The sequence below is a fragment of the Faucicola sp. SE7633 genome (assembly GCF_059264685.1).
In genome coordinates this window covers 127,193-150,446 of the sequence record NZ_JCADBW010000002.1, presented here as the reverse complement: position 1 = coordinate 150,446, position 23,254 = coordinate 127,193, and the positions used below count along the sequence as shown (strand labels likewise).

General features: G+C 50.5%; 16 protein-coding genes. 1 reads left to right on the top strand and 15 read right to left on the bottom strand.

What is annotated here, in order from left to right; all coding sequences use genetic code 11:
• Window positions 1–34: 34 nt before the first annotated feature.
• The 15 genes from AC5L4R_RS01565 to AC5L4R_RS01495 form a co-directional block, all read right to left on the bottom strand.
• Entirely contained in the window at window positions 35–1,327 is a 1,293-nt protein-coding gene (locus AC5L4R_RS01565) for a TolB periplasmic receptor (RefSeq protein ID WP_494472050.1), read from the bottom strand.
• A gap of 124 nt (window positions 1,328–1,451) precedes the next feature.
• On the bottom strand, window positions 1,452–2,438 hold the full coding sequence (locus tag AC5L4R_RS01560; RefSeq protein WP_494472049.1) for a cell envelope integrity TolA family protein: 987 nt from the start codon (window positions 2,436–2,438) through the stop codon (window positions 1,452–1,454).
• A 199-nt stretch (window positions 2,439–2,637) separates the two neighbouring features.
• On the bottom strand, window positions 2,638–3,096 hold the full coding sequence (tolR, locus tag AC5L4R_RS01555; protein WP_494472048.1) for a protein TolR: 459 nt from the start codon (window positions 3,094–3,096) through the stop codon (window positions 2,638–2,640).
• 146 nt (window positions 3,097–3,242) lie between these two features.
• Entirely contained in the window at window positions 3,243–4,010 is a 768-nt protein-coding gene (gene tolQ, locus AC5L4R_RS01550) for a protein TolQ (RefSeq protein WP_494472047.1), read from the bottom strand.
• 67 nt (window positions 4,011–4,077) lie between these two features.
• A complete protein-coding gene (locus tag AC5L4R_RS01545) occupies window positions 4,078–5,181 on the bottom strand; it encodes an RNA-guided endonuclease InsQ/TnpB family protein (RefSeq protein WP_494472046.1) in 1,104 nt (367 codons plus the stop codon).
• Between the two features lie 257 nt (window positions 5,182–5,438).
• On the bottom strand, window positions 5,439–6,125 hold the full coding sequence (locus AC5L4R_RS01540; protein ID WP_494472045.1) for a hypothetical protein: 687 nt from the start codon (window positions 6,123–6,125) through the stop codon (window positions 5,439–5,441).
• A gap of 260 nt (window positions 6,126–6,385) precedes the next feature.
• Window positions 6,386–7,354 carry an AEC family transporter gene (locus tag AC5L4R_RS01535; RefSeq protein ID WP_494472044.1) on the bottom strand — a complete coding sequence of 323 codons (969 nt, stop codon included), beginning with the start codon at window positions 7,352–7,354 and terminating at the stop codon, window positions 6,386–6,388.
• 32 nt (window positions 7,355–7,386) lie between these two features.
• The gene (gene mnmG, locus AC5L4R_RS01530) at window positions 7,387–9,288 is read right to left on the bottom strand and encodes a tRNA uridine-5-carboxymethylaminomethyl(34) synthesis enzyme MnmG (RefSeq protein ID WP_494472043.1); all 1,902 of its coding nucleotides are present in this window, start codon (window positions 9,286–9,288) and stop codon (window positions 7,387–7,389) included.
• A 179-nt stretch (window positions 9,289–9,467) separates the two neighbouring features.
• On the bottom strand, window positions 9,468–11,540 hold the full coding sequence (locus AC5L4R_RS01525; protein WP_494472042.1) for a 2-oxo acid dehydrogenase subunit E2: 2,073 nt from the start codon (window positions 11,538–11,540) through the stop codon (window positions 9,468–9,470).
• A 124-nt stretch (window positions 11,541–11,664) separates the two neighbouring features.
• Entirely contained in the window at window positions 11,665–14,481 is a 2,817-nt protein-coding gene (gene aceE / locus AC5L4R_RS01520; RefSeq protein ID WP_494472041.1) for a pyruvate dehydrogenase (acetyl-transferring), homodimeric type, read from the bottom strand.
• 318 nt (window positions 14,482–14,799) lie between these two features.
• Window positions 14,800–17,424, bottom strand: coding sequence for a bifunctional aconitate hydratase 2/2-methylisocitrate dehydratase (gene acnB / locus AC5L4R_RS01515; protein WP_494472199.1), 2,625 nt, complete (start codon window positions 17,422–17,424; stop codon window positions 14,800–14,802).
• 325 nt (window positions 17,425–17,749) lie between these two features.
• Window positions 17,750–18,715, bottom strand: a complete 966-nt coding sequence (locus AC5L4R_RS01510) for a bile acid:sodium symporter family protein (protein WP_494472040.1) — start codon at window positions 18,713–18,715, stop codon at window positions 17,750–17,752.
• 116 nt (window positions 18,716–18,831) lie between these two features.
• On the bottom strand, window positions 18,832–19,323 hold the full coding sequence (locus tag AC5L4R_RS01505) for a flavin reductase (protein WP_067234866.1): 492 nt from the start codon (window positions 19,321–19,323) through the stop codon (window positions 18,832–18,834).
• A gap of 65 nt (window positions 19,324–19,388) precedes the next feature.
• Window positions 19,389–20,450, bottom strand: coding sequence for a methionine synthase (locus tag AC5L4R_RS01500; RefSeq protein WP_494472039.1), 1,062 nt, complete (start codon window positions 20,448–20,450; stop codon window positions 19,389–19,391).
• Between the two features lie 50 nt (window positions 20,451–20,500).
• Window positions 20,501–21,619, bottom strand: coding sequence for a putative oxygenase MesX (locus AC5L4R_RS01495; protein WP_494472038.1), 1,119 nt, complete (start codon window positions 21,617–21,619; stop codon window positions 20,501–20,503).
• 488 nt (window positions 21,620–22,107) lie between these two features.
• Between AC5L4R_RS01495 and lipA the strand changes: the two genes are divergently transcribed.
• Window positions 22,108–23,208: a lipoyl synthase gene (gene lipA, locus AC5L4R_RS01490; RefSeq protein ID WP_494472037.1), complete on the top strand. Its 1,101-nt coding sequence runs from the start codon at window positions 22,108–22,110 to the stop codon at window positions 23,206–23,208.
• Window positions 23,209–23,254 lie beyond the last annotated feature (46 nt).

Sequence of the window (23,254 nt, the reverse complement as noted above, 5' to 3'; positions counted from 1 at the left end):
TTTTTCCCTTTTATTATTTAAAAATTTTTAACGGCTAAGGCGCGCCTTTGAGCCAAATCGGTTCGCGAATCGTGCCTGCAGGCACACCATTTTGACGTGGGTTGATGCTGACGGTTTTACCATCGGACTTGATAGTAATGACGTTGCGCCCCGAATAAATCAAGTGTTGCCCGTTTGGTGAGAGACTGGGAGCTTCGCTTAGGCCTGCGTTATTAATCGCGCTGATAGCCCCTGTTGTCAAATCCATCACCGCACCTTGCTGCGTCCCTGACAAGAACGACATTTTTTTGCCATCGCTGCTGATGCGCCCCGACGTATTGTAGCTGCCGCCGCGGCTAACCTGCTCAATGCTGCGTGTGGCAAAGCGATAGCGGTAAATCTGTGGGCGGTTATTGCCGTTACGGTCAGAGGTGAATAAAAATGACTGCCCATCAGGTGCCCAGCTTGGCGCGATGTCCGCCATCGGGTGGTTGGTCAGGCGTTGTGGTGTGCCGCCACCTGTTGATAAATAAATTTCAGGGTTGCCGTCTTTGTCACTGCTAAATAGCACGCGCGTGCCATCGGGCGAGATGGACGCGCTAAAGTTGTTGGCGCGAAACGGTGTGAGTAGGCGGCTGGATTTGCTGACCACGTCACTGGCGTACACCACGGGGTAGCCCTCACCTTGCGCGGTGTAGGTGAAGCTTTTGCCATCTAGGGATGGGTTAAGCGATTTAATCGTGCCGCGGTATTCGCGCAAAATTTCAGGGTTGTAGCCATCAACATCGGACATCACCAGCCGTGATACGCGGTTTTTGCCCGTGCCATTTTCGACAACATACACGATTTTACCCGAAAAATCCCCCTGCACCCCTGTCAAAAGTTCATAAATACGATCGGCGACTTTATGCCCTGCTAGGCGCAACGCATTGGGCGTATTGCGGCTACTAACGCGCTGCACGCCGTCTAGTACACGCCCGCTACCCACTTCAATCACTTCAAAATTGATTTCAACATCACCGCGATTGCTGCGCGTGTTACCCACAACCAGATACGGCACGCCTTGGTGCTGCCACACGGGCAAGGTGACTTCACCGCTTGCTTTGGGGCGTTCAGGCAAGTTGCTGTCAAGCGCGAATTGTCCAAGATTGGTCAAATCATTGGCAACAATGCCCGAGATACTCTCCGCGCCAGCAAATGGCACGATGGCGATTTGGGTGTTGGTGCGCGGCGCAGCTTTGGTGATGGTGACATCGGCAGCTTGCGCGCTTGGCAGAGTGGCGGCGAGCAGACCGCTGGCGATGGCCACGGCGCTGATAATCGGACGAAATTTAACGGTGGTTTTCATTGGTTAAAATCTTTGGCAAGGTCATCATAAAATTTACCAAAATCATACCATCAAATGCAAGGCGGCAAAAGGTTTTTATGGTTGTACGGTGGTGAGTAGGGATTCAGTCAGTTTGAACCGCGCATTACTCGGCGGTAAAGGTAAAATTGTTGCTTTCAACTTTGCTATAGATGTCGGCAGGTGGAGCAGGCAGCGGGCTTGAGGCTTGCAGCGCTTTGGTCAGGCTTAATTTTAAAATCTCATCGCCGCCATGGATGCGAATGTTGCTGATGTCACCCGATGGCGAAATATTAAATGACGCGCGCACGGTTTTGCCTTGGCTGTTGGCAGGTACGCTCCAGTTGGCTTCGATTTTGGCTTTGATTTGGCTGATGTAGCTGGTTGCATCACCACCACCGCCGCTACGGCTGCCTGCATTGTTGGCCGAGCTGCCAGCATTGGTTGTGTCTGTGGCGTTGGTTTTGCTGTCAGCGTTATCGGTGCGGCTTGCGGCATTGCCTTGTTTGGCGGTGTCAGATTTGCCCATATCGACACGTTCAATGACGATTTTTTTGTTGTACGCCTCTGCCGTGCGGCGGTTTTCCTCAAGGATATCATCAAGGCTGTTTTCACGCTCGCGATAATTTGCCAGTGCGGCTTGCTCATCGGCGTGCTGTTGGTTGAGGTCATCGACGATGGCCTGCTGTGCCTCGGCAAACTCGCGGTCAGCTTGCTCAGCGTATTGCGCACGCTGCGCGTCAAACGCGGCTTGCTGCTCGGCAAGGCTTTGCATGGCAGCCTGTTGCGGCGTGTGGTGGTTGGTGGCAGACTGGCGCGAATGGGCATTGCCTGCGCTAGGCATGGGGTCAGTCAGGCTTGTGGCATTGGGGTCGCCTTGGGTACTTTGGCCAAGAGCTTCGGCGCGTTGGTTGGCACGGATTTGACTTTGGATATCGGCCAGTTCTTCGGGCGTGACCAAACTGGTCTGCATGGCGGCAGGTGGTGGGTCACGATTCCACCACACCAACGCGCCAATCAGCAATACATGCGCCAAAATACTGAGTATCAACGCCCATGTTTTGTAATCTGGTGTGCGCACAGGTACATACACGGCGGAAATCTGCGGACGCATGGGCGGTGATTTTCCTTGTATTTAGCGGGCTTAGGCAGGCTGTTTTGCCTTGCCTCCCCATGATTGGCAGCCCAATAATTGATAAACCAATAAATAAAAAGACGTTGTGTCTGTTTTTATTGAATAATACCTTTGAATGATACTTGGATTATACCTTGCCAAAATAAAGCAGTGCAACCTCCAAGCACTTTGATACGCGTTATTTTTTGGGCGGTGCTGTCAGTAAGCCGACTTTTTGAATGCCTGCTTGCTGTAGGCTTGCCATTAATTGCATGATATCGCCATACGGGTTATGCTGGTCGGCGTTAATCATGACATTTAGCTGCGATTTGCCCTCAACTTGATACTCAGGCAAGGCTTGTAATTCTTGCAATGTGGCAATCAGCTCACGGCGTGATACAGGCTGGTCAGCGGTGCTTTGGTAGCTGATAAACAGCTTGCCTTGTGCATCCATCGACACAATCACGGGCAGTTGGCTGCCTTGGCTGAGTGCCTTGGTTTGTGCTTTGGGCAAGTCGATATCAACCCCCGTGGTCAGCATGGGCGCGGTGACCATGAAAATGACCAATAACACCAACATCACGTCAATGTACGGCACAACGTTCATACTGGCATTGATTTTGCGCGTATTGGCGCGGCTATAAGGGCTTGGGTTCATTTTTTGAGCAACCATTCGCAACTGGCAGACCGATTTTAACACGCGTTGCCGTAAACCTGTGGCTATCCATGCAGGCTTGCGGCAATTATCCACACAAACAAGCCTAACGGTCGTGCCGATTCTTGCGTTTTAAAGTAGGGAACACATCAAACCGCGTCATTGGGCAACACCACCGTCGGCTGCTTGTCTAAACTCGGCAGACCCACAGGCGCATCGGCGGACAAATTGCTGGGCGCGTGGTCAGGACGGCTTTCGCGCAGCAACATCCCCGTGATTTCATCACAAAACAGCGCGCGGCTTTGATAAATCTGCTCGGCTTTGGCGGTAAAATGGTTGAATGCCAACGCCGCAGGAATAGCCGCGAACAAACCCAATGCCGTGGCAATCAGCGCCTCGGCAATACCGGGGGCAACGGCGGCCAGCGTGGATTGCTGCTCGGCCGATAGCCCCATAAACGCCGTCATAATCCCCCACACCGTGCCCAACAGCCCGATATAAGGCGACACCGATGCAATACTTGCCAGCAGCGGCAAACCCTGTTCAAGCTCCAGCTGCTGACGACCCAGCCCCACACGCAGCTTGCGCTCCACACCTGCGGTGATATCCGCCGCCGACAATGCCTTGCGCGCTAGACGCAAAAACTCACTGTAGCCAACAAAAAACACCTGCTCAAGCCCACTGCGCTCGGGATTGCCTTGCACCCCCTTGTACAAAGTCGGCAGCTCAATACCTGACCAAAAGCTTTGCTCAAACTGCTCATCGGCATCGCGCGCGCCTGCCAGCCGACTGCTGAGCCGAAAAATCGTCACCCAACACAAGAGCGACGCCAACAGCAGCAGCGCCATGATGATTTGCACAAAAATGCTGGCTTGGCTCACCAGCCCGACGATATCCAAAGTCATTGATGGGGTCATCCGCTTGTTTGTGAATCGCGCACCAAATTTTGGCGGCAAATATTGGCATCTTGACTTCCTCCCCTCCCTATCGTTCGGGGATTCCTGCTCCCAGACGGTCAAGCCCGACCGCAAGAATGTTCCGACTGGCATTGATATCTCTATCATGCCGTGTGCCACACTTTGCACACGTCCATTCTCTTATTCGCAAACCTGCTCTACCTTTCGGACTACTGGACATATCGCCACAGCACGAGCAAGTTTGGGTAGTGTATCGTTCATTTACGATTTCAAAACGGCAACCTGCGTGCTCGCATTTGTAGGTCAGTTGTCGTTTCATTTCAAACCAACCTGCATCGTAAACCGACTTGGCGAGTTTGCCTTTTTTACTGTTAAATTGGCTGGTTTTAATATCACCCACGATGATTAGGGCATTATCTTTAACCAGTTTGTTAGTGAATTTATGGATTAAATCGTTTCGGGTGTTTTTAATTTTGGCGTGAATAGTCTTAACGCGCTGTTTGTTGTTGGCGCGTTGGGCGGTGGCTAACGCTTTGGCGTATTTAAGCGTTTGCTTGATTTGTAGCTTGTCGCCATTTGAGGCGGTGGCACTGTCTTTTAAGCCTAAATCAATACCGACGCTACCCGTTCCACAAGTGGTTTTAGGGTAGTCTTTGACGGTGATACACGCATACCATCGGTTACGGCTGTCTTGTACCAGTTCGCAGGTGTTAATTTGGTATAGGCTTAGGTTGTAGCTGTCCCATAGGTCAAGGATAAGTTTTTGCCCTTTGGCTAAGCTTAGTTGTAGGGTTGATTTTAAGCCTTTTTTGCCTGTTTGGTGGGTAGCGATGTGTTTAATGGCGGATTGTTTAAACGGTAACCAACCTAAGCTTTTACGCTTAGAGTTTGGGTTGTTAGTTCGCCAATTTAGTTTGGCTTTTTTAAATTGTTTGCGTGCTTTGGCGTGGGTTTCGTTGATGGCTTGGATGGTTTGGCTGTGTAGGTTTAGGTGTTCGCCGCTGCCTTTGGTGTATTCGTTTAAATCATAGGCAGATAGGAATTTGCCTGTGCGTTTAAGGTATTGCAGGCTCAAGTCATTGACGTAGTTCCACACAAAATTAACCAAACCGCTTAGGCGGTTTAGTTGGTCTATGTGTTTGTCTCGTATGCGTAGCTTGAGTGTTTTCATGGGGTTATTTTAACAAGTTTTGTAGTAAAACACACACGCTAAAAAAAATTCGTGTGTAATTTTAGTTCCCGTGTTGCCTTATATCCACCGCCTGAAGTCGCAGGTTTACGGCAACGGAGGATAAAATACAACAAAAACGAGTATAGCAAAACTTAACGCGCCTAACAATTGCCTTCATCCTGCGCCTAAAGTCGAAAGTTTATGGCAAGGGGTGACAAGGCGTTTTGTTGGGGTCTGACAAGTCTGACAAGCACCGCTTAAGCCAAAGTAGCGTCTTTGGTGGCGATAAAATTCTCAGCATAACTTTGGGCAGTATCTTGCATCACAGCCGCCAAACGCGCGCTGACATCATCGGCGTACAAGGTCTGCTTGACCACATCGGCCAACGGCGGCGGCAATGCGCTAAACTGTGTATCAACGGCCAGTTGCCACACCGCCTGCTCGCCGCTTGCCGTATCCTGTGCCAACGCACCGACCAGCTGCCACGCACGGTCACGATTGACCACTTCCACCGCACCAACCCACTGCCAATGATCAAAACTTTGCGCCACTGCGGTGGCTAAGTCCGTTTGATAAATCGGCAAAAAGTCCTTGAGCGTGTTGGTCCAGTGCAAACGCAGCGCGACATCGGGCTGCGCATGATACAGCACCAATTTACCCGTGAATTTAAGCTGCCATGCTTGCGGCACGGCTTGCGGTGCAATGCCAAGCCCTGCGGCAAATTCCTCACGGCTCATGGCTTGGTCAAAGCGTTTGAGCAATTGCCCTTGTAGCGGATACTGCGCCTTGAGGTCATCTGCCAAGGCTTCATAGTGATAAATCAGCGGCATCGGACGCGCTTGGCTGATGTTGGCCTCCACCAGCTGACAGCGATGAACCTGCCAGTTCGCCAGCGTATCATCTAAAAAATTGATTAAATCCAACGGTTTGGGCTGAGAATTCATATAAATAGCGTGGTTTGGCGCGTGTATTTGCGGTATCATTTTGTTATATCTTCTGCTAAGTTCAGCGAACAAAACTCAATACTCAATGTTTTGTAGATCCTATTGGCAACGGTTGGCAACAGCGTCACACGGCAGCATGGTAAATTTTGCTAAATTATACCAAAAAAAATTAGCCAACCCGTCTTACCATTATTTTTTCACTTAAAAAATCCACAAGGTAAATTTTTAAAAATTTATCATAAGCAATACGGAAAACCAAATCACATCAAGCCAAACGCGCGCAGCACCCCTGCCCCTACCGCCATGCTCAGCATCGATGCCACCGTGGTGAATGCCAAAATATTGGCAGCGGCCACGTCATTGCCACCCATCGCTTTTGCCATGACATAGCTTGCGGCGGCCACAGGTGAGGCGACCATCAAAAACAACACTCCCATCGACAACGGCGGCAAGCCAAACACCAGCCCTACCGCCACCGCCACCAACGGCGCGACAAACACCCGCCCCAAACTTGCCTGCATTGACACGCCCGACAAGCGCAGCATTGAGGCAAAATCCAAACTTGCCCCTGCACAAATCAACGCCAGCGGCAGTGCCATTGCCGCCAGCAAATCCCCTGTGTGGTGAATCACCGTCGGCAAGGGCGGCAAGCGCAAGCCCTTATAGACAAACGCCGCCACCAACGCGATAATCAACGGATTTTTGAGCATGGTTTTGCCAAGATTTGCCACGCGCGCGCCCATGGAGGTGTGCTGCTGGGTGCGGCTTAGCGTGATGACGGCCAGCACATTAAACAAAATTGTCACCACACCCATGTACACCGCGCCCACGCTAAGGCCTGCTTGACCATACGCGTTGGCCACGGTCGCCAGCGACATAATTGCCATGTTGCTGCGATACACGCCTTGCACAAACACGCCTTGGTCGGCAGGGTCAGCAATACGCCAGCGTGCGTATAGCTCCGCCCCGATGAATAACAGCAGGGTGACCAGCACGCCTGCGCCAATCAGCGGCAACTGCGCGCCGATATCAACGCGACTGTCCGACACGCTAAAAAACAGCAAGCACGGCAGGCAGTAGCGAAACACCAACGCTGAGGCGATATCAACAAAGTTGGCGTTGATCTGCGTCCAGCGCCGCATGGCAAACCCCAACGCCATAATCAACAGATTGGGCAAGGTGATATTGAGCGCAAATACCAAGGCGGCAAGCCACGACGCATTAGCCATCATTTTGCCTTATCAATTGCCCACGGTTGCTTTTAGACGACAGGCGCATGGTCATCGGCTAGCTGGCGTTTGAGCTGTTGTTTTTTTAGGGTCATCATCAATAGCTGAATCGCCGCAGGGGTCACACCGCTGATACGACTCGCCTGCGCCAAACTGGCGGGCCGCACATGGGCAAGTTTTTGCACGATTTCATTGGACAGCCCTGACACTTGCGTGTAGTCAAAATCCACGGGCAATGCCATGTGTTCAAGTTTTTTCATCTGCCCGATTTCAGCAGCTTGGCGGTCAATGTAGCCTGCGTATTTGACCCCGATTTCAATTTGCTCGCCCACCTCGGGCACGACATCGGACTTAGTCAAAGGTGCTAGCGTGGCAAAATTGATGTTGGGACGTTTTAGCAAATCAAGCGCGGTGCTTTCTTTGGTCAAAACTTCATCGGTAGTTGCCATCAAAGCTTGTCCAAGCGCGTTACTTGGCGTTGCCCATAGCGCTTTTAGGCGTTGGGTTTCACGCGCAATCGCCTCGATTTTTTCGCTATACGCTTGCCAGCGCGCGTCATCCACCACGCCCAGTTCGCGCCCAATTTCGGTCAAACGCTGATCGGCATTGTCCTCGCGCAGCAGCAAGCGGTATTCGGCACGGCTGGTAAACATACGGTACGGCTCTTTGGTGCCATGCGTGATAAGGTCATCCACCAACACCCCCAAATACGCTTGGTCGCGGCGCGGTGTCCACGCAGGCAGACCTTGGGTACGCCGTGCCGCATTGATACCTGCCAAAATCCCTTGCGCCGCTGCCTCCTCATAGCCCGTCGTGCCGTTGATTTGACCGGCAAAATACAAGTTCTCAATCGACTTGGTTTCAAGACTTGGCTGTAAATTTTGTGGGTCAAAATAATCGTACTCGATGGCATAACCGGGGCGCAAAATATGCGCGTTTTCAAGCCCTTTCATTGAGCGCACCAACGCAAGCTGCACATCAAACGGCAGACTGGTTGAGATACCGTTGGGATAAAGCTCATGCGTTGTCAAGCCCTCAGGCTCAATAAAAATCTGATGGCTGTCTTTGTCGGCAAAACGATGAATTTTGTCCTCAATCGACGGGCAATAGCGCGGCCCTACGCCCTCAATCACACCCGAATACATCGGCGAGCGGTCAAGCCCTGCACGGATAATGTCATGCGTCTGCGCATTGGTGTGAGTGATATAGCAGTTGATTTGGCGCGGATGCATGTGGACATTGCCCATGTACGACATCACAGGCAGCGGCGTATCGCCTGGTTGCACGGTCATCACGCTAAAATCCACCGTACGCGCGTCAATACGTGGCGGCGTGCCTGTCTTAAGCCGCCCCACGGGTAGGTTGAGCTCACGCAAACGCTGCGCCAAACGCTGGGCAGGTGGATCGCCTGCTCGTCCGCCTTGGTGCTGCTGCAAGCCAATGTGAATAATACCGCCCAAAAACGTGCCCGTGGTCAGCACCACCGCCCCACAAGCAAATTCAATGCCCGATTGCGTGACCACGCCCACCGCCTTGCCATCTTGCACAACCAAATCATCTGCCGCTTGCTGAAACAAGTCTAAATTCGGCTGATTTTCAAGGGTCGCGCGAATCGCCGCTTTGTACAAAATACGGTCGGCTTGCGCGCGCGTTGCCCGTACTGCCGCGCCCTTGCGGCTATTGAGTACCCGAAACTGAATGCCTGCTTTGTCTGTTGCCAATGCCATCGCACCGCCTAGCGCATCGACCTCACGCACCAAATGCGACTTGCCAATGCCGCCAATCGCAGGGTTACAGCTCATCTGCCCCAAAGTCTCGATATTATGCGTCAAAAGCAAGGTCTGTTGCCCCATCCGCGCCGCCGCCAACGCCGCTTCTGTGCCTGCGTGTCCGCCACCAATGACGATGACATCATATATTTTAGGATATTTCATCACGCCCTCGCTTAGGTTCGATGGGTTTGCACCCATGTTTAAAAAAACAGACTATTATACACCAAATCAACTTTTGGATAAAACCATGTTGATTTTAAGGCATTTTTTATTGGGCTTTTTTATTGAAAAAAAAACCTGTCACACTTGGGGACAGGTTTTTTGGTATTTTACTTAAAAAATTAGAATAAAATGCGCCGTGGGTCAGCCAGCAAGTTAGCCACATAGCGCGTGAACACCGCTGCATCAGCGCCGTTAATCACGCGGTGGTCATACGACAACGACAGCGGCAACATCAAGCGCGGCTCAAAGCTTTGGCTATCGGCGTTCCAGCGCGGCTGCATACTGGCTTCACTGACCCCCAAAATCGCCACCTGTGGCCAGTTTACCAGCGGCGTGAAGTATGTACCACCCAAGTTACCTTGGCTTGAGATGGTAAACGATGCGCCTGTCAGCTCTTTGGCAGTTAGCTTCTTATCGCGCGCTTTTTTGGCAAGTTCGCCGATTTCAATGGCGATTTGCTTGATGCCCTTATCTTGCACGTTTTGAATGACGGGCACGGTCAAGCCATCATCCGTCGCCACCGCAAAACCCATGTGCACCGATTTACGCACCAAAATTTGGGTATTGTCATCGCTCAAGTGGCTGTTGAATTTAGGGAACTGCTGCAAGGCGTACGCGGTGGCTTTCATGATAAATGCCAAAATCGTTAAGCTCACGCCTTGTTTTTTGAAGTCTTCTTTTAGGCTAACACGCAGTTGTTCAGTATCGGTGATATCTGATAAATCAAACTGGGTCACTTGCGGCAAGTAAGTATTGTAATTGAGCTGTGGAATTGAGACTTTTTGTAAACGGCTCAAATCTTGGCGTTCAATGTCGCCCCAAATTTCCGCTTTGCTCATATCTGGCAGCGCAGGTAAGCCGCTGCGCGCCGCTGTCGGTGCGCCCGTATTTGCCGCAGGTGCATTTTTTAGGCTCTGCATTTGTGTTTTGACATACGCAAAGATGTCATCTTTGACGATACGCCCGTGTTTGCCGCTGCCTTTGACTTGGCTGATATCCACGCCAAGCTGACGGGTAAGTTTGCGCACCGCAGGGCCAGCATAGACATCGGCAGATTTGGCGTTCAGCTCAGCCTCACTAAGTTGTGACTGGCTTTGTGTTGAATGGCTGCTGGCATCGGTTGTTGGCTGGGCTGGTTGTGGGTTATCTGCTGGTTTTGCTGGCTCAGCGCTTGGGGTTTTGGGTGCTGTTTGTATTTGTGGCTGAGGCTCAGGCTTCGCTGCTGGCTGGCTTGCGCCTGCTGCGCCTGAGATGACCACAAAGTCTTGCCCGTTGCTGACGCTGTCGCCTGCTTGTACCAAACATTTGACGACTTTACCTGCTGCTGGTGCTGGCACTTCCACCGAGGCTTTGTCAGATTCCACCAATACCAGCGGTTGGTCTTTTTCGACGCTGTCGCCTTCTTTGACCAGCCATTCAGCCACGTCCGCTGTCTCTACGCCCAAATCGGGTAGTTGGTAGGTTTGCTCACCGCCTTGGCTGGTTTGGGTTTGGGCGGCTGGTTGGGTCGTTGTCGGTTGGCTGTCTGTTGATGGCGCAGCTTGGGTGCTGTGGTCGGCAGGTTTTTCAGCCGTTACTGCGTCGGTGGTGTTGCTGCTAGCCCCTGATATAACCACAAAGTCTTGTCCGTTGCTGATGCTGTCGCCTGCTTGCACCAAACATTTGACGACTTTACCTGCTGCTGGTGCTGGCACTTCCACCGAGGCTTTGTCAGATTCTACCAATACCAGCGGTTGGTCTTTTTCGACGCTGTCGCCTTCTTTGACCAGCCATTCAGCCACGTCCGCTGTCTCTACGCCCAAATCGGGTAGTTGGTAGGTTTGCTCACCGCCTTGGCTGGTTTGGGTTTGGGCGGCTGGTTGCGCTGGTTGGGTTTCGCTGGGTTGTTGGTCTGCGCTCGGCTCTGCGCTTTGGCTGGGTGGCTGTGTATCAGCGGCTTGGTCTGCGCTGCTATCATCTGCTTGTGCTGCGTCTTCAACTTCTAGCAGAACATCGCCTTCTTTGACGCTATCGCCCACTTTTACCGCAATTTGGCTTACCTTGCCTGCGGCACTGGCAGGCACTTCAACTGAAGCTTTGTCAGATTCAAGCAAGACAATATTGTCATCTTTGGCAATCGTGTCACCGACTTTTACCATAATTTCGCTGACTTCGGCACTGTCCACGCCCAAATCGGGCACTTTAATTTGCATGTCGTTGTCCTTCGTTTTTTTGATATTTTGGTAGCATTTGTACAGCAGGTACAACGCCACAAGCGTCGCACCTGCTGATTTGTAAGGATTGCGCCAAGCCTTGCGCTGGCTTGGCGGTTTGGGTTTATTCTGGTTTGTCGTTGATAAGCGGCGCATCGGCTTGGTCTTCTGCCTTGCCTTCGGTTGAAATCGCCTCATCGTCCTCTTCTACCAACTGTGGCACAGGTTTAGGGTGTGCACCGCGTGGCGCTGGCGCGTCAGGCGATTGGTCGATTTGTTGTGGTGGGTACCAAGCAGGACGCGCTTCGGTGTCAATGCCAAAGCTGTTGATGGCATCTTTGACCAAGCGTGGATCGACCTCACCTTCATCGGCAAGCAATTTGAGCGTGGCAACCACGATATGCGCGGCATCAACTTTAAAGAAGCTGCGCAACTGCGCGCGGCTGTCTGAGCGACCAAAACCATCGGTACCTAGCGTCGCGTATGGGCGTGAGTCGGGCAACCATGCGCGGATTTGCTCTGAGAATGCGCGAATGTAGTCAGTCGCTGCCACAACCACACCTTCGTGCTGCGCTAATTGCTCAGTAACCCATGGGGTTTTTTGCTCTTCAAGTGGGTGCAAGCGGTTGTACTCATCGGTTGCCATACCATCGCGCGCCAGTTCGTTAAAGCTGGTCACACTCCACACGTTGGCTTGGATGTTGAATTCATCGGCCAAAATTTGCGCGGCTTTTTGCACTTCACGCAAAATCACGCCCGAACCAAGCAGCTGTACTTGCTTGGCACCGTGGTCTTCTAGCAGGTACATACCGCGCTTGATGCCCTCTTCCACACCTTCAGGCATGGCAGGTTGTTCGTAGTTTTCGTTCATCAAGGTGATGTAGTAGTACACGCGCTCGCCGTCAGCATACATGCGTTTTAGGCCGTCGTGGATGATAACCGCCAACTCATAGCCATAGCATGGGTCATACGACACACAGTTTGGCACGGTGTTAAACAGTACCATGTGGTGACCGTCTTGGTGCTGTAGGCCCTCACCGTTCAAGGTTGTGCGCCCTGCTGTGCCGCCCATCAAGAAGCCTTGCGCTTGGCAGTCACCTGCGGCCCATGCCAAGTCACCCACACGTTGGAAACCAAACATGGAGTAGTAGATGTAGAACGGTATCATTGGCAAGGCATTGACTGAGTAACTGGTCGCCAAGGCAATCCACGCGCTCATCGCGCCTGCTTCGTTGATGCCCTCTTCTAGCATGTGCCCGTCTTTGGCTTCTTTGTAACCCATCAAGGCTTCACTGTCTTCTGGCGTGTAGTTTTGCCCCGCCGATGAATAGATGCCTAACTGACGGAACATGCCCTCAAGCCCAAAGGTACGCGCCTCATCGGGTACGATTGGTACGACGCGTTCTTGAATCGCTTTATTTTTGAGCATGGCTGATAGCAAGCGCACAAATACCATCGTGGTTGATTGCTCTTTGCCACCGCTGCCTTGCAACACTTTATCAAACATATCAAGGCTAGGAATTTCTAGCGGAATATGGCCGCTGCGACGGTTTGGCAAGTGCCCACCCAACGCTTCACGACGCGCTTTTAAGTATTTAAACTCTGGCGAGTCTTCGGCAGGGCGATAAAACGGCAATTCATCAAGCTGCTCATCGGTAAATGGCAAATTGAAACGATCGCGGAAGTATTGCAAGCCCTCGATGTCGAGTTTTTTGATTTGGTGGGCTTTATTGACCGCTTGCGCCTGTACTGACAATCCATAGCCTTTGACAGTTTTTGCCAAGATGACGGTTGGCTGTCCTTTGGTTTTCATCGCTTCGCTAAATGCGGTATAAATCTTAATCGGATCGTGTCCGCCACGGTTTAGATGTGCGATTTCATCGTCGGTTAGCTGGTCTGCCATTTCTTTAAGCTCAGGGTATTTGTTAAAGAAATGCTCACGCACAAACGCGCCATCACGCGCTTCATACAACTGGTATTCACCATCAACGACTTCTTGCATACGGCGTTTGAGCGCGCCTGAGCTGTCTTTGGCAAGCAGTGGATCCCAGTTACTGCCCCATACCAGCTTAATCACGCGCCAGCCTGCCCCACGGAACACCGACTCAAGCTCTTGGATGATTTTGCCGTTACCGCGTACAGGGCCATCCAGGCGTTGTAGATTACAGTTGATAACCCAAATGAGGTTGTCAAGTTTTTCGCGACCTGCCAGCGAAATAGCCCCCAAGGTTTCTGGCTCATCGGTCTCACCATCGCCCAAGAATGCCCAGATTTTACGGTTTTGTTGTGGGATTAGGCCGCGGTTTTCTAGGTATTTTTGGACATGCCCATGATAAATTGACATGATAGGCCCAAGCCCCATCGACACGGTTGGAAATTGCCAGTAGTCGGGCATCAAGTATGGGTGTGGATAGCTTGGCAAGCCCTTGCCACCGACTTCACGGCGAAAGTTAATCAACTGCTCTTCGCTCAAGCGTCCTTCTAGGAAGGAACGCGCGTACATACCAGGTGATGAATGCCCTTGGTAATAAATCATATCACCACCGAAGTCTTCGGTCGCGGCACGCCAAAAGTGGTTAAACCCTGTTTCATATAGCGTCGCGCTTGAGGCAAATGTCGCCAAGTGTCCGCCCAAGTCATCGCCTGACTTGTTGGCACGCATGACCATCGCCACCGCGTTGTAACGCACCATCGCACGGATACGATGCTCAATGCCAAGGTTACCTGGGTAGCTGGGCTGATCTTCAACAGGGATGGTATTGACGTAGGCAGTTTCTAGGCGGTTGAACATCACGCCTTCTTGCACGGCTTTATCGTACAAGGCTTTAAGCAAAAACTTGGCGCGGTCTTTGTCAGCGTGTTTGATGACCGACTCAAACGCCTCAAGCCATTCTTGGGTTTCTTGGTTATCGGGGTCATTATAATATTGCTGTTCTTGCATCTTCGGTTCCTTATGGTTGAAAAATACAGCGGATTAAACTTGTAATCAGTTACAAGCGCACGTTTTACAATAACATCTAGACAAACACTACAGTTGCCAAAAAATCATCAGCCTATGGCATTGGTTTATATCAGATACACGGCAGCTTAGGGCTATCTTACAAAGTTTTGCTGACAATTTAAACCGCCCACATATTTCTTTATTTTTACTTTTTCACCTTGACTATTTTTTTACTAAATAGTCAAAATTTTGCTAAAAATTCATTGTAACAAAAAGCCCTATCGCTGGGATAGGGCTTTGGTATAACGGTCACATTATTTATGCAAGCTGAGCCACATCGATTTTGCTGACGGCTTCAACATCGATTTCATTGGCTTCTTTGGTGTACTCTGCCATGCGGTCAAAGTTCATGTATTTGTAGATGTCTTTTGACATGCTATTGATTTTGCTTGCGTATTGTTGATATTCGTCGTTGGTCGGCAAGCGTCCCAATACCGCCGCCACTGCCGCCAATTCTGCGGATGCCAGATACACGTTAGCTCCTTGACCCAAGCGATTCGGGAAGTTACGCGTTGAGGTTGAGACCGCAGTCGATTTTGGTGCAATACGCGCCTGGTTACCCATACACAGTGAGCAGCCCGGCATCTCGGTGCGTGCACCTGCTTGCGCATAGACGTTGTACAAGCCCTCATCCATCAATTGGCGTGCATCCATTTTGGTTGGCGGTGCAATCCACAAACGGGTCACAAGGCTGCCTGCGGGTACTTCTTTGAGTAGCTCGCCTGCGGCGCGGAAATGGCCGATGTTGGTCATACAAGAACCAATGAACACTTCATCGATTTTGTCGCCTGCCACGTCTGCCAAGGTTTTGGCATCGTCTGGGTCATTTGGGCAGCACAAGATAGGCTCTTTGATTTCTGACATATCAATGACGATATCTGCCGCATATTCGGCGTCTTCATCCGCACGCATTAGGCTTGGATTGGCTAGCCATTCTTCCATGCCTTGGATACGACGCGCCAAGGTGCGCGCATCGCCATAGCCCTCGGCAATCATCCATTTGAGCAAGGTGATGTTAGAATTTAAGTATTCTTTCACCGATTCTTCAGACAAGGTAATGGTACAACCTGCCGCAGAACGCTCAGCTGACGCGTCTGATAATTCAAACGCTTGTTCAACGGTGAGGTTTTCTAGGCCTTCAATCTCTAGGATACGGCCGTTAAATACGTTTTTCTTGCCTGCTTTTTCAACGGTCAGCAAGCCTTCTTGGATAGCTTGATAAGGGATAGCATGAACCAGGTCACGCAAGGTGATACCAGGCTGCATCTCGCCCACAAAGCGCACGCGTACAGATTCTGGCATATCAAGTGGCATGACGCCTGTCGCGGCAGCAAACGCGACCAAACCAGACCCTGCAGGGAATGAAATACCCATTGGGAAACGTGTGTGTGAGTCGCCACCTGTGCCGACGGTGTCGGGCAACAACATACGGTTCAGCCATGAGTGGATGATACCGTCACCAGGGCGTAAGCTCACACCGCCGCGGTTCATAATAAAATCAGGCAAGGTGTGTTGGGTTTCAACGTCAATGGGTTTTGGATAAGCCGCGGTATGACAAAATGACTGCATCACCAAATCTGCGCTAAAGCCCAAACACGCCAAGTCTTTAAGCTCATCGCGGGTCATCGGGCCTGTGGTGTCTTGTGAGCCGACTGTGGTCATTTTGGGCTCGCAATAAGTACCAGGGCGTACGCCTTCAACGCCGCAGGCTTTACCCACCATTTTTTGTGCCAAGGTATAGCCTTTGCCTGTGTCGGCAGGTTGCACGGGCTTGATAAACACCTCTGACGCTGGCAAGCCCAAGTAGTCACGCGCACGGTTGGTCAAGGCACGTCCAATAATCAGCGGAATACGTCCGCCTGCACGCACTTCATCCAATAGGGTGGGTGATTTTAGGGTAAAGGTTGAGATGACCTCGTCAGAGTCATGACGGGTGATTTTGCCATCGTGTGGATAGATGTCAAACACATCACCCATGTTCAAGCCTGATACGTCGGTCTCGATGGGCAATGAGCCTGCGTCTTCCATGGTATTAAAGAAAATCGGCGCAATTTTGCCACCCAAGACCAAACCACCTGCGCGTTTGTTGGGCACGCCTTTGATGTCATCGCCCATCAGCCATAGTACGGAGTTGGTGGCTGATTTACGGCTTGAGCCTGTACCGACCACGTCACCCACATACGCCAAGGGGATGCCATCGGCTTTAAGCGCTTCAATTTGTTTCATCGGGCCAATCACACCGTCTTCATCGGGGTGAATGCCATCGCGCGCGTTTTTGAGCATGGCAAGCGCGTGTAGTGGAATGTCAGGACGGCTCCATGCGTCTTGGGCTGGCGACAAGTCGTCGGTGTTGGTCTCACCCGTGACTTTAAAGGTTTTATAAGTCATTTTTTCAGGCACAGGCTTGCGGCTGGTGAACCACTCTGCATCCGCCCATGATTGAATCACCGCTTTGGCGTATTCGTTGCCTGCGTCGGCTTTTTCTGCCACATCGTGGAACGCATCAAACACCAACAAGGTATGTTTAAGCGCGTTTGCCGCATCGGCTGCCAATGCTTTGTCGTCTAGCGCGTCAATCAGCGGTTGTACGTTGTAGCCACCTTGCATAGTGCCCAACAACTCAATGGCTTTTTGCTTGCTCACCAAAGGCGATTGCGCGTTGCCTTTGACGATATCTGCCAAAAATGCGGCTTTGACATACGCGGCTTGATCCACCCCCGGTGGAATGCGGTTTTCTAACAAATCAAGCAAAAACTCGCCTTCATCGGCAGGCGGATTTTTTAGCCCTTCAACCAGTTCGGCGGTTTGGTGTTCGTTCAACGGTTGTGGCACAACGCCTTGCGCGGCGCGCTCTTCGACGTGTTTGCGATAATCTTGTAACATAGTCATCCCTCTGGCTGTTGATGGTTAAGTTGGGCTTTTGGCGAGCTATTAAAATTTAATTTTACCGAGCAAGTTGCCGTGATTTACCAAAATTTTTTGGCCTATTGTCTTGGCAACGCGAGGTATCAATGTTTTATTGATTAAAATCGCCTTACTATACCGTATTTATGGCAAAAAGTTAAGGCAAAACGGTAGCAAAATCGCACGGTGGTTGGCTATAATCGTTATTTAGCTGCAAAATACAAACCCCATTTTGGCATTTTTGCACAAAATATAGTTTGCTACCCCTTGCTTGGCGCTGTGTTGATTAGCTGATGTTTGCCTATTATTTTTTGGCCATTTGTGCTGCTAAAATCCCACAGACCAATAGCTGAATTTGGTGAAACAACATCAACGGCAAAATCAACATGCCGTATGGCTGCCCTGCAAACAAAATTTTTGCCATCGGCACGCCGCTTGCCAAGGTTTTTTTAGAGCCACAAAACAAAATCGTGATACGATCAGCGCGGTTAAAGCCAAGTTTTTTACTGCTTATCTGTAGCACCACCATGACAACGGCAAGCATGACCAGACAAATGCCAATCAAATACGCCAAGGTCGCCCACGATACTTGGTGCCAAATGCCCTCAATCACCGCTGCGCTAAATGCCGAATACACCACCATCAAAATCGAGCCTTGATCGACCACCTTGACCAATTTGCCATGCTGTTTTAAAAAATTGATCATCCGTGGGCGAACAATTTGCCCCAAAATAAACGGCACCAGTAGCAGCCCAACGATTTTGCCGACTACGCCCATGCCGACACCACCTGCGCCGTCTACTGACTGATTTAAAAACAGCCCAACGAGCACAGGTGTCAGAAAAATCCCGATGATATTGGACGCAGACGCGCTGCACACCGCCGCAGGCACATTGCCTTTAGCAATCGACACGAACGCAATCGAGGATTGCACTGTTGAGGGCAACAGGCACAGATAAACAAAGCCCATGTATAGCTCAGGCGTGATAAATGGCATGACCAACGGCTTCATAACAAGCGCAAGCAGTGGATACAGCACAAACGTGGCGGCAAAAATCATCAAATGCAGCCGCCAATGCAGCAAGCCCTCAAGCACCGCTTCACGCGATAATTTTGCTCCATGCAAAAAAAACAGCATCCCAACGGCAACATCCGTCATATGACTAAACACGCGCGCAGGCGTGCCCGATATCGGCACAATACTGGCAAGCACCACCATCAGCATAATCAGCAGGCTAAAATTATCGGGCAAATACTTGGGTCGGTTCATGATCGTAACATCCCTTTATCTCAACATGAAAAGACCTGCTACTGGCTCATGACCAATAGCAGGCGCGCAACAACAAACAGCGAAAAAACCACCGAAATAGGGTCAATTAAACCATGCTAGCCGATTTTGGGCGTGCCCACGCGGTGATACGCACGGTTAAAATACACCAATCCTTGATCGTGGTCATTTTGACGCAAGGCGACAATGCGGCACATAAAGATACCATGCGTACCAATTTCTTGGATTTGCTCAATTTGGCAATCAAAACTCACCAGCGCATTGGTCAAAATCGGTGAACCCGTTGCCAACGTTGTCCACTCAGCTTGTCCAAAACGCTCCTCAGAGCTCATTTTGGAGGCAAAGCTATTCGACAGCGGCTCATGGTGTTCAGCCAGCACATTCACCGCTAGCACACGGTTTTCAACAAAATACTGGTAAGAGCGTGACGCGGTATTCATGCACACCAGCAAGGTCGGTGGCGTATCGGTGACGCTACACACCGCCGAGGCGGTAAAGCCGTGCCGCCCTGCTTCGCCTGCGGTGGTTACCACATTGACCGCACTACTGAGCATTGCCATGGCATCTCGAAAATCGCTCGCTGCTACCATTTGTATTTGCTTACCTTTTACTGTTATAACTTTTTGACCCTAAAAAAATACCGCGTGCGATTGGCTTATGCCAATTCACGACGCACAAGTGCTGCCCCTGCTGTCAAAGCTGCAAGCTTGCCACGGGCAACCGCGCGTGATAGCGGCGTCATGCCACAGTTGGTTGAAGGATACAGCTTATCAGCATCGACAAATTGTAATGCCTTGCGCAAGGTATCGGCAACTTGTTCGGGCGTTTCGATGGTGTCGGTCGCCACGTCAATCGCGCCCACCATGACCTTTTTGCCGCGAATCAGCTCCATCAAATCCATCGGCACGCGTGAATTTTGCGACTCCAATGAAATAATGTCCAAGCATGATGCTTGCAGTTTTGGGAATACTTCTTCGTATTGTCGCCACTCGCTGCCCAGTGTCTGTTTCCAATCGGTGTTTGCTTTGATGCCATAGCCATAACAGATATGTACCGCGGTTTGGCAACCCATATCGGCTAAGCCTTCACAAGCGCGTTCTAATGCCGCCATGCCCCAATCGTGAACCTCATCAAAAAACACGTTGAACGCTGGTTCATCAAACTGAATAATATCCACACCTGCTGCCGCCAATTCTTTGGCTTCTTGGTTCAAAATGGTGGCAAATTCCCATGCCAATTTTTCACGGCTTTTGTAGTGCGCATCATACAAGGTATCAACCATGGTCATCGGACCTGGTAATGCCCATTTGATGACGCGGTCGGTATGACGACGCAAAAACTGCGCATCTTCAACAAATACCGCCTTGGAGCGCGACACCGCGTCTACAACGCTTGGCACGCTGGCATCGTAGCGGTTACGGATTTTGACCGTTTGGCGTTGGTTAAAATCCACACCATTAAGATGCTCAATAAAGGTGGTGACAAAATGCTGACGAGTTTGCTCGCCATCGCTAACGATATCAAGCCCTGCGGCAGTTTGTTCTTGCAGTGATACCAACAGCGCGTCATATTTGGCTTGTTGCAAGTCATCGCCTGTGACTTTCCATTCTGACCACAGTTTTTCAGGTTCTGCCAACCACGCAGGCTTCGGTAAGCTACCTGCGGTTGAGGTCGGTAGTCGCTGTAGATGGTCGATACGGCTTGCTGATTGCGTCATAAAAGCTTCCTATTTTTTAAATTAGTTAAATTTTTAAATTAAATAAATCACTAAATAACATCCACACCTGCCCACTGTGCTAACACATTGCGAAATGGCTCGATGAAGTTGGTCTCGGTGTACTTGCCTTGTTCGATAGCAAGCTGCGTGCGCTCGTCACGGTCATAGTCGATATTTGTCAATGAATAATCGTCATACGTCAAACTTGGCTGATACACCTGCCCTGCTGCCGAATTGGCGTTATAAATCTCTGGGCGGTAAATTTTTTGGAATGACTCCATCGTGCTGATGGCACCAATCAGCTCAAGGTTGCTGTAATCGTTGAGCAAATCGCCTGAGAAATAAAACGCCAACGGGGCAACCGCATTGGGCGGCATAAAGTAACGCACACGTAAGCCCATGTGAGCAAAGTATTCATCGGTCAGCGAATACGCATCTTGGCGGTACTCTACGCCAAGAATTGGATGCACGTTGGTTGTGCGCTCGTAAGTTTTTGTTGTCGAAACACTTAGGCAAATCACAGGCGATTTGGGAAATTGCTGGCGAAACTCATCTGATTCTAACAGGTATTTAAACAACTTGCCATGCAGCACGCCAAAGTTATCGGGGACTGTGAAGTCAGTGTTTTGGTAGTTATTGTTGTGACGACGCAGCCACACACTAAAGTCATAATCGCGCACATACGATGAAAAACTGTTGCCAACAATGCCGCTGATACGCGTGTGGGTTTGTTGGTCAATGATGGTAGTGTGCAGCATCTCGATGGCAGGAAAACGCTCGCCGTTGCCTTCGATATCCAAATCAAGCGATACGATATCAAGCTCAACGCGATAGCGATCGCCCGTTGGGTTATCCCAATGCGCCAGATTGTTGAAGCGGTTGTTAATCATGTTCAACGTATTTTGCAGGTTTTGCTGACGGCGCTCACCGCGTGCAAGGTTGGCAAAATTGGTTGTCAAGCGTGTGCTTTTGGCAGGCACATAGTTTTCATCAAAACGAATGCGCTGGACTGAACAAGCAAACGGTTGGGTTGAAGTCGGTTGGGTTGAAGTCGGTTGGGTTGAAGTCGGTTGGGTTGAAGTCGGTTGGGTTGAAGTCGGTTGGGTTGAAGTCGGTTGGGTTGAAGTCGTCATCGCTAAATCACCTTTGGCTAACGGGTTATCTGACACAATTAATCTTACATCTTGTAAGATTTTAGGTTTTAATCTATGCCGCTATTTATACCCGATTTTTAACATGAATAAAAATGATATTATTCTAAAATAAGTTGAATAAAATTCATTTTAGAAATTTTTATTGCTTTGCGATTGCGGCAATGACATCAGACCACAACAACATATCGACGCGCCTAGCAAACTAATAGCTTGATTTTTAGGCACTTAGCATACAATAAGTTAAAACTTGTTATCGATTGCTGATTTTTTTCTGTCGATTTTTTAAAAGTCATGCCGACGGCAAATCATGGCGCGCTTTAACATCAGGCGCGCGTTAATATCAATCGTTAAATTTAGGTGTCATATGATTTTTGCCAATCAAGTAACCAACAATCCGCTTTTTGACCAGCAAGCAAAGCTGCCAAACAAGCGGCGATTTGCTATAATGGCGTGATACATAACAGCCGACGTAAATCGCTGCGATATAAGAACAAGGAATCGCTATGACCGATGTTGTCCAAACCCACAACCCCAACGCCAGCACTACCCCTGCGCCACGCCCTGCTGCGCGTGCTGGTGTCAAACGTCCTGAAGTTGGCGAAAAACTGCGCGGACATGACAAAGTGGCGCGGATTCCCATTAAAATCATTCCCACCGAGGTTGCCCCCAAAAAACCCGATTGGATTCGTGTCAAGTTGTCATCATCGGCAGAGGTCGAGCGTATCAAGTCCACCTTACGCCGTAACAACCTGTACACCGTGTGCGAGGAAGCCGCTTGCCCAAACTTGCCTGAATGCTTTGGCGATGGTACGGCAACGTTCATGATTATGGGTGATATCTGCACGCGGCGTTGTCCGTTTTGTGATGTGGCGCACGGTCGTCCGCGGCCGCTAGACACCGATGAGCCACGCCACACCGCCGAAACCATCAGTGATATGGGACTAAAATACGCCGTGATTACGTCGGTGGATCGTGATGATTTGGTCGATGGCGGCGCAGGGCATTTTGCCGAGGTCATCGAGCGTACGCGCGCGCTGTCACCAAACTGCTTGATTGAAATTTTAGTGCCCGATTTTCGTGGGCGTATGCAAGTTGCGCTTGACACCTTGGTTGAGACCGCGCCCGATGTGTTTAACCACAACATCGAAACCGTGCCACGGTTGTATAAGGCATTTCGCCCCGGTTCAGATTATCAGCATTCGCTAGATTTGCTCAAGCAATATAAAGCGCGTCGCCCCGATTTGCCAACCAAATGCGGCTTTATGGTGGGTTTGGGCGAAACCGAAGAAGAGGTTTACGCGCTGCTTGATGATTTAAAAGCGCATGACGTGGATTTGGTCACGATTGGGCAATACCTTGCGCCAAGTAAAAGCCACGCGCCTGTCGATCGCTTTGTGCATCCTGATGAGTTTGACCGTTACATGGCGTATGGCAAAAAATTGGGCTTTTTTAATGTGTGGGCAGGCCCGATGGTGCGTTCTAGCTACTTTGCTGACCGCCAGTACTACGGCGAGCCATGTCCTCGCCCCATTCGTGGTAAAAATCCTGTGTCAGAGGCGGATATGAAAGCAGGCGCGTTGGCAACCAAAAAAGCCGCGTGCTAAGACAGCCAAGTTTTTAAAAGCGTGATAAAAATTTTTGAACAAATCA